10 protein-coding genes are annotated in these 13,676 nt (G+C 70.3%); 4 read left to right on the top strand and 6 right to left on the bottom strand.

All coding sequences use genetic code 11. The features are described from left to right. Positions 1 to 2: 2 nt before the first annotated feature. The 5 genes from fxlM to OG625_RS05540 form a co-directional block, all read right to left on the bottom strand. Entirely contained in the window at positions 3 to 1,247 is a 1,245-nt protein-coding gene (gene fxlM, locus OG625_RS05560) for a methyltransferase, FxLD system (RefSeq protein ID WP_252310325.1), read from the bottom strand. A 183-nt stretch (positions 1,248 to 1,430) separates the two neighbouring features. Further along, positions 1,431 to 2,537: a hypothetical protein gene (locus tag OG625_RS05555; protein ID WP_266444663.1), complete on the bottom strand. Its 1,107-nt coding sequence runs from the start codon at positions 2,535 to 2,537 to the stop codon at positions 1,431 to 1,433. Further along, positions 2,534 to 3,442, bottom strand: coding sequence for a lactate/malate family dehydrogenase (locus tag OG625_RS05550; RefSeq protein WP_266444666.1), 909 nt, complete (start codon positions 3,440 to 3,442; stop codon positions 2,534 to 2,536). Before OG625_RS05550 ends, OG625_RS05555 begins: the two co-directional genes overlap by 4 nt. Beyond that, positions 3,439 to 4,590 (bottom strand): hypothetical protein, encoded by a 1,152-nt coding sequence (locus tag OG625_RS05545; RefSeq protein WP_266444669.1) that lies wholly within the window; start codon positions 4,588 to 4,590, stop codon positions 3,439 to 3,441. Before OG625_RS05545 ends, OG625_RS05550 begins: the two co-directional genes overlap by 4 nt. A 127-nt stretch (positions 4,591 to 4,717) precedes the next feature. Next, positions 4,718 to 5,122, bottom strand: a complete 405-nt coding sequence (locus tag OG625_RS05540) for a hypothetical protein (RefSeq protein ID WP_266444671.1) — start codon at positions 5,120 to 5,122, stop codon at positions 4,718 to 4,720. Between the two features lie 163 nt (positions 5,123 to 5,285). Here OG625_RS05540 and OG625_RS05535 point away from each other — a divergent pair, with 163 nt between their 5' ends. The 4 genes from OG625_RS05535 (at position 5,286) to OG625_RS05520 (ending at position 12,155) form a co-directional block, all read left to right on the top strand. Next, a complete protein-coding gene (locus tag OG625_RS05535; RefSeq protein WP_266444673.1) occupies positions 5,286 to 6,668 on the top strand; it encodes a hypothetical protein in 1,383 nt (460 codons plus the stop codon). Between the two features lie 262 nt (positions 6,669 to 6,930). Beyond that, positions 6,931 to 8,292, top strand: coding sequence for a tetratricopeptide repeat protein (locus OG625_RS05530; RefSeq protein ID WP_266444675.1), 1,362 nt, complete (start codon positions 6,931 to 6,933; stop codon positions 8,290 to 8,292). After that, entirely contained in the window at positions 8,289 to 9,179 is an 891-nt protein-coding gene (locus tag OG625_RS05525) for a glycosyltransferase family 2 protein (RefSeq protein WP_266444677.1), read from the top strand. Before OG625_RS05530 ends, OG625_RS05525 begins: the two co-directional genes overlap by 4 nt. 759 nt (positions 9,180 to 9,938) lie before the next feature. Next, positions 9,939 to 12,155, top strand: a complete 2,217-nt coding sequence (locus OG625_RS05520) for a hypothetical protein (protein WP_329376947.1) — start codon at positions 9,939 to 9,941, stop codon at positions 12,153 to 12,155. Between the two features lie 807 nt (positions 12,156 to 12,962). Here OG625_RS05520 and OG625_RS05515 read toward each other — a convergent pair. Next, entirely contained in the window at positions 12,963 to 13,646 is a 684-nt protein-coding gene (locus tag OG625_RS05515) for a GAP family protein (protein WP_443067865.1), read from the bottom strand. Between the last annotated feature and the right edge of the window lie 30 nt (positions 13,647 to 13,676).

Genomic DNA, 13,676 nt, shown 5'->3' with positions numbered 1-13,676 from the left:
GATCATTTCTCCTTGTTCGCGGTGGTGCTCTTGTTGGCCTGGTCCTCGCGGGGCCAGGAGATGACGATGCGGCGGTGCCGCTTGGTGATGACACGACCCGCGGGCAGCTCGGACTCGGGGGTCGTGGCGGGGTAGGCGTAGATCACCGGCTCGCTGCGGCGGTGGTCGCGGTCCCAGACGCGGATCTCCTCCACCAGGGCCTGGGCCACGGCCTTGGCGTCGGGGCCGTAGCCGTGCGCCCCGAACTCGGCCCGGTCGCCGTTGCGTCGGATGGTCATGTAGGCGAGGGAAGCCCCGTCGAGGAGGGACAGGCAGGCCGACTTGTTCTGCGGGGCGACGAGACCGGTGTCCAGGTCCCCGTCCACGGACATGAGGCAGAAGCCGTCCAGGGCGGTCGCCAGCCACATCTGCAGGCCGGTGAACGGCTCGCTCATGGCCACGGTGACCTCGGACCAGACTTCGGCCCGCTCGGTGTCGAACACACCGTTCAGGGCCTCCGGGTCCTCGGGCCAGCCCTCGTCGAAGCGCAGGGCGATCTCCCTGCCCCGCAGCAGGAGCAGGCGTTCCTGGTGTTCTCCGGCGCCCTGCATCGTGACGAAGCCGCACATCTGGGCGGACCGGGAGACGAGCCGGTCGCCGTCGAGGTCGAAAGCAACCGACCGGCTCAGGCCCCGCATCCGCAGCGGGACGACGAGGCGCCCGCCGTCGCTCAGCTGGTCGGTCCAGGCGGGCGGGATGTCCCAGGCCCCGGCGGTGACGATCAGCCGGTCGAGGGCTCCGGTGTCCGGGATACCGCCCTCAGCATCGACGGTGTGGACCTTGACCCGGGCGTAGCCGTTCTCGTCCAGGAGCTTGCGGGCCCGCGCGGTGACGTCGGCGTCGATGTCGACGGTGGTGACCACCCCGTCGTCGCCGACGAGTTCGGCCATGAGCGCGGCGTTGCAGCCGCCCGATCCGACTTCGGCCACGTCCTGACCGGGCTTCAGCTCGGCCTGCTCCAGCATCATGGCTTGAATGCGCGGCGCCGATACCGAGCTGACGGCGATGCCGTGCTGGTCCCTCTTGGTGGGGACCGCCGACTCCACCTCGTATGCCTTCTCGGGCGTCGCTTCGGGCGCGAACCGGTGACGGGCGACCGTCAGGAACGCGGCTTCGACCCGCTCGCTCGTGATCATTCCGGCCTTGACCATGTCGCTGGTCATCGCCTGGCGCAGCGCGGCCGCATTGTCATCCGTCGTGTCGGTCAACGTCTCTCTTCCTTCTTGTCGGTCTCCGTGGCAGGTCCCGCCACGTCCCGCCCCGGGGGCCCGTGGCGGGGGTTCAGCTCACACCACCGGCCGTACCGGGTGTGGTGTTGGTGGGGACGCGCCCGGCGGAGGTGACCGGGAGCACGCACGCCGGCGTGGTGCTGTTGAGTACCTGCCGCGGGTTCAGGTGGTGGCGAGTTCGGCGAGGAATTCGGCGTTCGCCTTGACGTCGTGGCCGAGGACCACGCTGTGGCGGGGCAGGTCGGCGAGACGGGTGGCCAGGAGTTCGCGGGTGACCCGGCTGGCTTCGCCGGTGGGGGCGAGGCCGAAGACGTCGGGGTAGCGGTCCTCGGTGGCCCCAGTGAAGAAGTCGTCCTCGCCCAAGGCCCTGCCCTCGCTGAGGACGGCCGGGGCGGCGTCGGGGTCGATACGCGGGAAGACGATCTTGGCGGCGCTGCCCTCGGTGGCCAGGGTCAACCCGAGCCAGGTCACCAGCTGGTCCGGGAAGAACTGCGGCTTGAGCTCCTTGCCGGAAGAGGAGCGAATGGGCAGGCGACGGCCGTCCAGAAGGGCGCGGGTGACGGACTCGTGCTGGGTGGGGTGGAGCTGTTCCCCGGACAGGACGCGGGCACGTACGTCGTCATAGAGACCGATGGCGTCGAGGAAGCCGAGACCGATCGCGGCGGCCGACGGCCACGGCAGCACGGCGACCCCGCCGTCTTCGTTGGGGCGGACGAACACGCGGTCGTTGGCCAGTAGCTGCCATCCGGCGCGGGCCAGGAGGAACCCGACGGTGGACTTTCCCGCGCCCTTCTCGCCGAGGGCCAGCACGGTACGCCCGTCGCGGACGGCTGCGGAGGCGTGCAGGATGCGCCAGCCGTCTGTGAGGAGCCTGGAGCGCAGGACCTCGCGGGCCAGGCGGGCGGCGGCGAGCGCGACGGGCACCTCGTCGCAGCCGACGATCCGCAGGAGGCCGGGCTCGTACCGGTAGGCCAGGCGCTCGCCCGGCTGGACAGCGGCCACGACACCGTCGTTGCCCCGGGCGTAGAGCATGGGCTCGTTGGCGTACACGCACTCCTGGTGCCGGCCCTCGCCGATCTGTTGGGCGAGGGCGGCAACCTCGACCGCCTCGACGTCGGCGGCCACGACCGGACCCGCGTGCGGGGCGACGGCGTCCACGGCGTTCCACCACGGGCCGAAATAGCGCATGGACCAGTCGGTGATCACCGCCGTACTGCTGGTAACGGTGACGTGGGCTTGGGCGGCGCTGATGCGGGTCGCGAGGGTCATCGGGCTCCTTCGAGGTGGTGGGAGATCGCCTTGCACGCGAGGTGGATCTTGTGGTCGGCGGCGGCGAGGAGACGCCGTTCGGCCGGGTCCAGGCGGGGCAGGCGGACGGCCGGGCGTCCGGCGGTGAAGTGGACGGGCAGGCCGAGCTGGGCGCCCTGGTGGTCGACGGACAGCTCAACCGGCCCGTCCTCAAGGCCGAGGGCGTGGGTGAGGGCGTGGAGCACAGCGCCGGCGGGGCCGCAGCGGCCCCGGCCGATCCCGGCGTTGATGCGGCGTGGGCGGGCGCCAAGCTCGGCCCGTACGGCCCGGACGGGTACACGGACGCGGCGGCCGTCGATCCGGGTGGTGGATGTGCACAGCACGGCGGCGTCGCCGTGTTCGCCGATCACGTGCCCGGCCACGCTCTCTACGGGGACGGCGAGTTCGGCGGCCAGCGCGAGGCGGTAGCGGGCGGTGTCGGTGGCGGAGCCGACCCCGTACACGCGGGCCGCGCCGGAGGCGCGGGCGAACAGCCACGTCAAAGGGTCGACGGGGTTGGTGACGACCACGGCCGTCCCCTCGTACCCGGTCAGGGAGCGGGCCAGGGCGGCGATCAGCGGGGCGTTGGCCTCCAGACCGGCCATCCGGACGTCGGCGGTCGCGGTGTTGGTGAACTTCGCCCGGGGGGCGACGACCACGGCCGCGCAGTCGCGCATGTCGGCGGGTTGGGCAGTCTGGGCCCGGACGGGCGAGCCGACGATCTGGGCCATGTCCTGGAGGTCGGTGACCAGAGCGGCGGCCGAGCGGTCGCTGCCGGAGGCGATCAGGATTTCCTCGCACCATCCGGCGGCCACGAGGAGGGCTGAGACGGTCTGGCCGACAGCTCCGGCTCCGATGACCCCGACGGGGCCGGTGCGCGAGCTCATCGTCCGGCCGCCGTTGCCGCGTGATCCAGGGCCAGGCGCCACACGGTGCGGCCGTCCATCGACACGGCCGCAAGGAGAGCGGAGACCCGGTCGAGGAGCGTGCACACGACGGGGGCCTGGGCGATCAGCGTGCGGGCCGACTCCGGCAGGGGCAGGCCGGTGGGAGCTGTCAGGTAGGTGGTGAAGATGTTGACGGTGTCCATCAGCCACAGGACGACCAACTGCCTCAGCCACGCCGCCCGCTCCGCAGGGGTCAGCCGGTAGGTGGCCAGGTCGGTGAACTGGCCGATGCCTTGGAGGACTGCGGTGGCGCCGGGCCCGGCTGGGGGCTGGACGATGAGCCCGAGGACCATGCGGGAGACGAGCTTGGCGACGTCGGACGCCGGGTGGCCCAAGGCCAGGCCCGGGTCGATGAACGTCGGCCGCCTCTCCGGCCCGTCCGGGAAGACGACGTGCTCCGGCTTCAAGTCGCCGTAGACGATCCCGATGCCGTAGGTGCCGGACAGCCGCATCTTCCGCAGCCGTGCCACGACGGCCCCCAGTACCGGCGCAGACCGCCCGGTCAGGGACACGTACGTGTTCCCGGAGATCCCGTTGAACTTGCGGGCGAACGTGCCGTGGACGGACCGCTCCCGGATCGCAGCGCCCCCCACCAGCGCGGCCACCGCAGGCTTCTGGAGCGCGCCGAGCTCCTCCGCCACACCCGCCAAAACGTCGAACGTGCGGTGCGGGTCCTTCGCCAGGATCTCGCCGAGCGTCACACCGTCCACGGGTTCGGTGAACAGGACCCCGCCGGCCAGTCCGGCCACCGTCGCCGTCCCGAGTCCGGCTCCGGCCAGTGCCCCGTACTGGGCGGCCTCCCGCTCCAGCAGCGCGCCGGGCGACGATAAGTACGCGGCCTGTTTGGCCCTCACCTCCGCCCAGTCCCCGTGCGTGCCGCGCAGCACCGACGCCAGCGACACCCCCAGCAGGGACACCTTCGCGAACAGCGGCCGTCCGGCGGCCTCGACCCGGCGGACATACCCGGTCACCGACGGGATGTGCGGGCCGACCACCACCGGGCCGTCCGGCCACAGGGCGGCGGCGGCCTGGGCGATCCGCTCGTCCGCGTAGGCGAAGACGTTGTCCGGGCTGACGGTGGTGTTCACGGTGGGCTCCTCGATGACGGTCGAAGGTGGTGTGGAGCAGGTGCGCCGGCGAAGGTGCTGTGGAGCACCTGCCGCGGGGGGAGGGCCCCGGCCATGGCCGCCAAGGCCAGGCCACGGCCGGGGCCGGTCAGGCGGCCCGCCGTCTGGCGGGCGAGTGGTTGTCGGCCGCGTACCGGGCCAGGTGCTGGGCGAGCTTGGCCAGCAGCCTCAGCGAGGCGACCGGGTCCCCGCCCCGCGTGGCGGCCATGTTGCGGGCGTGGTGAACCGTGGCGAGAGCTATGTCGCGGCCCCGGCCGTCCGGCATCCAGTCGGCGAACTCCTGTGCGGGCCCGGCCAGGTTGGTGATGTGCTGCCGCAGCCGCTCCCGGATCTGCGCGGCGGCCGGGCCGTGGGGGGCGTGGTCGGCGAGCGCGAGCGCGGTGTCGATGTCGCAGGCGACGTCCGCGGAAGAGGTGACCGGCGGTACCTGGGCCGGCGGTGCGATGCCGGCCCTGGGCCGGGCGGGGAGGATCGGTGCGCTCGTGCGGGACATCTCCAAAGCTCCTGTTCACGGCTGATCCGGATGAGAGCAGCACCGAGAAGGCCGCCGGGCGGCCGGTTCCTCGGGCATGACGACTATTCAACTCACGGTGATCGGGCAGGGGTACCGTGTCGGCGAGGGCAAGCGGTATATCGGGTATACGGGCAGGTGCTTCATGGCCACACGCACACCGAACGACCGTCTCCGCGATCTGATCGCGGAGTCCGGCTTAACGTACGAGGCCGTCGCGAAGGCGGTCCGGTCCGTCGCGGCCGAGTGCGGGATGGCTCTGCGGACGAACAAGTCGGCCGTGGACCACTGGGTGCAGGGCGCCCGACCACAGCCCGACACGGCCCGCTATCTGGCCGTCGCGCTCTCCCGCCGCCTGGGCCGGCTCCTGACCCCCGTGGAGTTGGGCCTCGCCGACGCCGACCCGGACGGCGGCCATGAAAGCATCGGTCTTACGCTGGGGGGCGATCCGATCGACTCCCTGATCCCGATGTGGAGGGCCGAGTTGGACCGCAGACGCTTCCTGTCGGCCTCCGCCTACTCGGTGGCCGCCGCAGCCCTGCCCCTGGCGTACGTACGCGACATCGCGGAGAGGACCGCAGCCGCCCGCACCGGTCAGGTCATCGGGATGGCCGAGGTCAACGCCGTGCGCGACATGATCGGCATGTTCTCCGAAATGGACGAACGCCATGGCGGCCAGCACGGCCGCTCCGCCCTGGTGACCTACCTCCGCGACGACGTCGCGCCGCTGTGCCGGGGCCGGTTCCGCACGGACGAGATCCGTGCCCAGATGCTGTCCGCCGCGAGCCGGGGCGTCCATTTGCTGGGCTGGAAGTCCTACGACGCCGGACAGCAGGGCCTTGCCCAGCGCTACTACCTCCAGTCCTACGGGCTCGCCGTAGAGTCCGGACTGCCCGGCCATGACGGGTTCGTGATGCGGACCATGGCCATGCAGGGGCTCAAGCTGCACCGTCCCGAGCACTGCCAGGGCCTCGCCGAGACCGGCCTCACCCGGGCCAAGGGCCGCGTGGACTTCCAGACCGAAGCCCTCTTCCGCGTCGTCCACGCCCACACCCTGGCCAAGACCGGGCTGTCGGCCGCCGCCCTCGCCGAAGTCGGCCGAGCCCGCGCCCTGCTGGAACAGGGCAGCCAGCGGGGCGACGAGGTGCCGTTCTGGGGCCTGGCGTGGGGGCCTGTGGCGCCGTCGGTGTTCTCCCGGACGGCGAAGGTCTTCGAAACCCTCGGGGACCACCGGGCCGCCGCCGCCGAGTACCTGCACGCCGCCGCCACGAGGCCCGCCGGAACCTACGCCCGGATCGTGGCCCTGGACCTGGTCGCGGGGGCGGAGCTCCACCTCAAGCGCGGCCGGATCGAGCAGGCGTGCGCCACGTTCGGGCAGGCCATGGACCACATGGAAGGCGTCCGCTCCGTGCGGACCCGCAAGGCCGTCAAGACCATGCGGGCCGACCTCGCACCCTTCCGGGCACGGGGGCTTCGCTGCGCGGCCGAGCTGGACGAGCGGGCCGTGTCGTTCCTCGCCACCGCGTAGGAGGCGACCGGGAGTACGCGGGCCGGCGGAGGTGACGCCGGTCCTGGGGTGGAGCGGTGCTGTCGTACGAGACATCTCCCTGGCTCCTGTTCGCGGTGGTCCGTGTAGGGCGAAGCGTCGGCGTGGGGCCGGGTTTCCGGACAGGTTCCGGGCCGATCGCGTTTGGCGTTACGGCTATTGAACTCACGGTGATCGGGTGGGGGTACCGTGGGCGGCGGGGCACCTTGTTCAGTCTGTTCAAGATCGCTGCGGGGAGTGCGAGTTGGCGGAGAGCCGTAGTCCGAACACCGCGCTGGCAGACGTCATCGCCGAGGCCGGATGTACCTACGAGGTCCTGGCCAGGGATGTCCGTGCGGTGGCCGCCGAGTCCGGGGTGACGCTGCATACCTCCCGCTCGGCCGTTCACTCCTGGGTCATGGGTGGTACACCAAGCGGTCAGACCCGCTCGTACATCGCCGAAGCCCTCACCAGAAGGATGAAGCGGAAGGTCACGCCCACAGAGATCGGTCTAGGCTGCGCAGGCACCGGCGAGGCCCTGGGGGCCGATCCACTGGCCAACGCCACCGACCTCGGGAGATTCGTGATGCTCCGTCGCAGGAACTTCCTCAACGCCGCGTTCGCTACGGCCGCCGTCGCCCTGCCTCTCGTTTACGACCACCAGGCCGTCGCCGCGACCCTGCGGGCAGCCGAACGCGGCGGTGCCGTCGGCACTGAGGAAGTCGCCATCGTGCGGGAGCTCACGGAGACGTTCCGGAGCATGGATGAACGCTTGGGCGGAGGCCACGGCCTGACGATGGTGACCGCCTACCTCACCGACACCGTGGTCCCCATGCTGGAGGGCCGCTTCCCCTCGGAGCCGGTACGGCGCAGCGCGTTCGGGGCGGCGGCGACTCTGGCGTGCCTGGTGGGCTGGAAGCACCACGACTTGGGCCGCGAGGGCGCCGCCCAGCGCTACTACCTCCTCGGCTTCCAGTTGGCCTGCGAGTCAGACCCGTACGGGCACGCCGCGTGGATGATGCGGGCTCTGACCCACCAGGCACTCGACCTCGGTCACCCGCAGGCGTGCATCGGCCTGGCGGAGGAGGCGTTGCGGCGGGCGACGGGCAAGGTCGACCGGCAGACCGAGGCCCTACTGCTGGTCACCTGCGCCAGGGCGTACGGGGCCGGTGGACAGAGCGGGAAGGCGGCGGCGGCCCTGCTGTCGGCCGAAGACGCGATGCTCACCGCAGATGACCCGGTGCCTGGCTACGCCGCCGCGTCGGGTCCGGTCGCGGCGACCGTCGCCTCCCACACTGGCAAGACCCTGACCGAAATGCGCGACCACCGGGCTGCCGAGAAGCACTACCGGGCGGCTCTCAAGGGACGGACGCCGGGGACCTATCAGCGGGTTCACGGCCTGACCATGGTCAACATCGGGCGGTCCGTCGCCGCGCAACAGCGGCACGAGGAGGCCGTGGCCGTGTGGGGTCGGTCGCTGGACTTCATGGATGGCCTGGTCTCGGACCGGACCGTGAAGGAAATCAGGGCGATCCAGTCGACGGCCGCCAGCTACCGCAAGCGCCGTATCCCCGGAGCCGGGGCCTTGCATGAACGCGCCGTCGACCTTCTGCGAGCCCAGGCATGAACCGCGCCGGGAGCGGTCCGCCGACGGTCGGCGTCGTGATCATCACCATGGGAGACCGGGAGGCTGAACTCCGTGCTCTCCTCGAGTCGGTGGCAGCCCAGGAAGGCGAGCCCGCCACGGTCGTCGTGCTCGGGCAGGGAGCGAAGCTCCCCGCTCTGCCGGACCCGGTGGCGGCCGTCGAACTGCCGGAGAACCTGGGAATCCCCGGCGGCCGGAACGCCGGGGTGCGGTGGCTGCGCGAACACGGCGGCGCCGACATCGTCCTTGTCCTCGACGACGACGGCCTTCTCCCTCGAACCGACACCCTCCACCTGGTCCGGGAAGCGTTCACGGCGAATCCGAAGCTGGGGATCGTGGGCTTCCGCATCGCCGACGAGAACGGCGTCTCCCAGCGCAGGCACGTCCCCCGCCTCGGGGGCGCCGACCCGCTCATCTCTGGGCCGGTCACAACGTTCCTGGGCGGCGCCCACGCCATCCGCATGGGCGTCATTGACCAGGTCGGTGACTTCCCCGACAAGTTCTTCTACGCACATGAGGAGACCGACTTCGCCTGGCGGGCCCTGGATGCCGGGTGGGAGATCGACTACCGGGCCGACCTGGTCCTGACCCACCCCCGGACCCCGGCCTCCCGGCATGCGGTCTACTACCGCAACACCGGCCGCAACCGGGTCTGGCTCGCGAAGCGGCACCTGCCTGCCATCCTCGTCCCGGTCTACCTCGCCACCTGGGCGGCGTACACGCTGGCCCAACGGCCCCCACTGGCCGGGCTGAGGTCGTGGTGGGCCGGGTTCTTCGAGGGGGTGCGGGTGCCGTGCCCGCCACGGCGTCCGATGCGGTGGCGGACCGTGTGGCGCATGACCCGACTCGGCCGACCACCGGTGATCTGACCTTCCCCGGTTTCTGATCTGTGAGGTGACGGGAAGCATGGCGCTGGCCGCGTGCACCCCGTCATCTCACCGCGAAGGTCAGCTGTCGCCAGGGGCTTCGGTGTCGTTGGGGCGGCCCGCGTCGTGTTCGCCCTCGCCCGTGTCAAGCAGGAACTTCACGAATCCCTCGACGCCTACGGCCTCACGGCGGCGGTCGGGGCGAACCGGATTTACCCGACCCAGCCGACAGCGATCGCTGCTTTCCACGCCTGGCAACGGGCCGGCAGCCATGATCCCGGCCCATGACGAGAGAACGGAGCCATGGCTTCTTCACGCGAGAGCTTGGCTGCGGCGCCTGTGTGCGGGTGAAGCCAGGACGATGTCCGGCGGCCCCGGATCTGGGGACCAGATCTGGGGACCAGTGCCGAGTACACGCATCTGGGCAATGGAGTAAGGAGGTCCGAACGCCATGGCGGACGGCTGGTCAGCCGGTGTGCCACGCGGCCGCTGGGCTGCCTACTGGCTGCACATCGGCTTCCAACGCGACGTTCCGGCCGTCATCTGTGCGTCGATGGGCAGGGTGCGCTGGACCAGCCCGATAGGGACGCTCTGGCCGGACAGTCGATCTCGCAGGTCGGATGGTCCTGCTGGGGTCGGTCGGGTGCTTGGCCGCGAGCAACTTGCGGACGCAGTCGGTGTCATCAGGGGCATTCATTCAGCGTCCGGCTGTGCGTGTCACTGCTCGGCCCTAAGCTCGCAAGGCAGGAGAAGGGGGAGTTCGTGCGCGATCGCATGCTGACAGCCGACGTACCATTCGGACCGTTCGAAGGCACCAAGATCACAGTCCACTCGGCGAAGGGCAAGAACGCCAGACTGCATGTGCGCAGAGAGTGTGGTCAGCTCCGGACGCCCCATGTGGCCACGATCGAGGTTCCGTTGAACGCGGACGCGGTGGACAGGTTCTGTTCGGGCTGTGCGGACTGGGGTCCGACGTCGCGGCCGACATCGGGGCTGGGCATCTTCATGCGGGCGCTGGGTGGATCGGGACTGCTCCATCAGCTGCAGGCCTATGCGGAGCCGGACGAGGACGCACACTGGACCCAGGACGAGGTGCAGGCTGCGGCTGAGCTTCTGCAGTCGGAACGGGGCGCCGCGGACGAGGGCGAAGACGAGGAGGATGACGGCAGGCCGTGGGAAGCACGCAGGGAGGCACAAGAGCTGCAGGAGCAGGTCTTGTCCCGCTGGCGGCACGCAGCCCAGAGCCTTCACCGAGCGCAGGCCGTCATCGCTCACTTCCCTTGGCTGACCGGCTGGGCGGAGCCGAAGGTGTCGGCGAAGGAGCGCTACCTCGAGACCCTGCGGGTGCAGGCGACCCTCTTCGTTGAGCCGGCTGGTCTCGTCGTGGCCGCTGCGGCAGCGTCACTGGAGACGCCTCCGCTGCCGACCGACGATCCTGCCTTCGCGGTGCTGGGCAAAGGCAGCCAGATCTCCACAGGCCTGAGCGCGTTGTGGCGCAGGTGGCAGTACTCGGCTGAGCGGGGCTGGGAAGGACCGGCGTCACGGTCGATCAACCGCTACGACCTCGTGCACGGCATCCGGCCCAACAAGAAGGGGCACGCGGAAGCTCTGGAAGGAGCCGCCCGCTTGATTCAGGCCTGGGAGGACGAAGCCCATGCCGCCGCTGCGGCGGCGGATTCGACACCGACGGTGTGGGTCACGGCGCGCTTGCCGGAGGGCACGGAGGAGCCTTCGCGCGGAGGTATTCCCGACGTCCTGGATGGCCTGGATCCGTGGACTCTCGGCGTGCTGCTGACCTGGACCATCGCCGCCGACTGGGGTCGGCGCACGCTGACGCTGCGAGTTCCCGCCCTCGTCGCCGCCAGACTCATGGAACCCTCGGGCAACCTCGTGTGTGAGCCGGGCGGTTCCGTTGCCGTGGCCGCTGAAGCGGGCCCCCAAGGGCAGCCGGACTCCCTCCGTCCCGGGGTCTTCGATGACACACCTGTCTTCGACCGCCAGCCCGTCACACCCGCGCACCTCCAGGCGCTGCGCAACTTCTCGTACGCCGCCGACCAGCTCTACATCGTCTTCTCGGCGAGCGGGGGAGCGGAAGTTCTACCTCTCGAAGTCATTGAGAGGCGACTTGCCGAGGGCTGGCTCGGCGTCCTCGTCGCCAGCGCGTCGGACCTCCCCGAGAGCGTGATCAGTCCGTGGATCAAGGACGTCGTCCCCACGCCAGAGGCTGACGATGCCCCATCTTCGGGCCACGGCCATGCACGGCAGGATGGCCACTTCGGTGCTGACCTGGGCCTTGCAGCCGGCGCTCGGGACGTTGTCCGGCGGACGTACCGGGAGCATGACAAAGAACGCAATCTGCGCCTGCTCGCCATGGCGCGCGGCGTTTCCGACTTGCGGAGTCTCGACACCGGCCGGTCCGGCATGCTGCCCGTTGCGGTGTGGGAGGGCCTGCTCGCACCTGCTTCCTTGGATCTCTCGCCGTTCCGGCCGCCCGGCGCCGACCGCTGGCGCAGCGGCAGCGGCCTTCCGCTGGGTGTCCTGGGTCAGGCGCAGATCTACGCCACGAACTCGGATCCCAAGTTCGAGGGCAAGGGACACTCACCCTTGTGCCGACATACACGGGATCGAGGCCTCGCGGCGAGCGACGACCTCCTGACCGTAGCGGACCTGCTGGCGCGTGACGACTGGGACTGGTGCAGCAAGTGCGGCGGCTACGCCGTACGCCGGCTGACCGACATCCAGCTGTCCTACTACCGCGCTGCTCACCGGCTGTACGACGTCGCAGGGCAGCTCGACGACGAGCGTCCACACCGTGTATCTGTCGATCCGGATGTCCTGATCAAGCAGCTGGAAGAACTTGCGGGCTGGGAGCCGGGCGGGCACGAGGGCTGCGACTGGGACGGTTCCTGGCGCTGGCATGAGGTTATCCGCGACCTGCGACGCCGAGCCGAACGGAAGCGCGGCCAGACCGCTTCCTGAGTCGCCTGCTCCCTGGTGGCCATCTGTGGCGGTTGGCGGCTCCCATGGCCATCTGGATCACCTTGGGGACCAGCTGGGGACCAACGCCCACGTCGATGGGCGCACAGCATGTGCGGGTGTGCACGCTGTGCGCCATGAGATTGTGCGGTATGTCATGATTTTTCCTCCGACCCCTCGATCTGGGGGTCAAGGGGTCGCAGGTTCAAATCCTGTCGTCCCGACCATGCTTTATGCAGGTCGGAGGCCGTTCTCTCACACATGAGAGGACGGCCTTTTCCATGCCCGGAGTCCTGGTGGTCGCAGTGTGGTCGCACGCCCGCTTTGGGGTTGGTTGGCGGTGGGGTGGAAGCCGGTCGGGGCGGGGGAGCGGAGCCGGTGGAGGGCTTCGCGGAGGTGCTGGATGTGGTCGCGTGGTGGTCGCAGCCGTTCCAGCCAGGCCCGTCGGTCGTTTCGTTTCTGGGCCCGGGTGAGGGTGTGGTCGATGGTGTCGACGGCTTCGCGGGCGGCTTGTTGTTGACTGCGCCGGCCTCGCCAATGGCACGGTGCTCGCGCATCCACGTCATGCAGACCTGCCGCCCGCGGACTGCCGGGCATTGCACCAGGCCGGGCGGTGGCCGGCTCTCTCATCAGCGACTCCGACGGCACCTTCCGGGCCCGGCGACACCCCCCCAGATCATCGACAGAGGGGAAACAGCCATACCGGCCCCAGAGGCCGGCGGCCCCATTGCAGGACCGCGAAAAACATAACGGGGGGAGAGAGGATGCTGGTTGGGCGACGTGCACGACGGCGTTCCTCCCGCGCGGTGTTCATCCCGTGAGCTGGTAAATGCTCCTGCCGACGAGCCATAGTCCGAGGATGAGGCAGGTGACCACGATCGCCGGGTCCTTGTGACGTTCGAGCCATGCCCGCATGTTGGTCAAGGCGAGCTGGGCCCTTTCCGGCGCGAACACCATGTACAGCTCCATGGCCAGCAGGCTCGAGGTGGCCAGGAAACAGAACGCCACCAGAGCCAGAGCGGACGCACCGTGGGAGAGATCGGCTTGCACGACGGTGGCAGCTGCGGCGCCGACCATTCCCCAGGGCTGCAGGAGCACGGCGAGCGCGGCCGCGGACCATCCAGTGGCGTCGGCCATGCGTGAGGACAGCGAGGTTCCCGCGTCCTCCAGGCGCTCCTTCGCAGAGGGATCCGGGGCCGTCGGGGTAGGGCGGTGCCTGCGACGCCTGTGCTCGCTGTAGAGGATCAGGCCCACGCCGATGACCAGCGTAGCGACGAGTGCGGCGATCGAGGGCGGGGAGCGGGGCGGGGGCGGTTCGCCGCCGGTCAAGAACAGGACGATGGCGATGACGGCCACCAGGCAGGCCAGCCAGGCCAGGATGAAGGCCAGCCCCTTGCTCACCCCTCGGGGTGCGGAGACGACCAGTACGAAGGCCATGATCGGCAAGGGGAAGAGCGTGACCGCCAAGCCGATGAGGAGCAGGTCCGGCACCATAGCTACACCCCGCACGTGTGCTTCGTCCCC

The organism is Streptomyces sp. NBC_01351 (assembly GCF_036237315.1).
In the GTDB taxonomy this organism is placed as follows: domain Bacteria; phylum Actinomycetota; class Actinomycetes; order Streptomycetales; family Streptomycetaceae; genus Streptomyces.
This window is presented reverse-complemented; position numbering and strand designations above follow the sequence as displayed.

Bases quoted from the DNA above. Each gene is read 5' to 3' on its own strand.
- OG625_RS05555 (WP_266444663.1), bottom strand. From the start codon at position 2,537: ATGACCCTCGCGACCCGCATCAGCGCCGCCCAAGCCCACGTCACCGTT.
- OG625_RS05550 (WP_266444666.1), bottom strand. From the start codon at position 3,442: ATGAGCTCGCGCACCGGCCCCGTCGGGGTCATCGGAGCCGGAGCTGTC.
- OG625_RS05540 (WP_266444671.1), bottom strand. From the start codon at position 5,122: ATGTCCCGCACGAGCGCACCGATCCTCCCCGCCCGGCCCAGGGCCGGC.
- OG625_RS05535 (WP_266444673.1), top strand. From the start codon at position 5,286: ATGGCCACACGCACACCGAACGACCGTCTCCGCGATCTGATCGCGGAG.
- OG625_RS05525 (WP_266444677.1), top strand. From the start codon at position 8,289: ATGAACCGCGCCGGGAGCGGTCCGCCGACGGTCGGCGTCGTGATCATC.
- OG625_RS05515 (WP_443067865.1), bottom strand. From the start codon at position 13,646: ATGGTGCCGGACCTGCTCCTCATCGGCTTGGCGGTCACGCTCTTCCCC.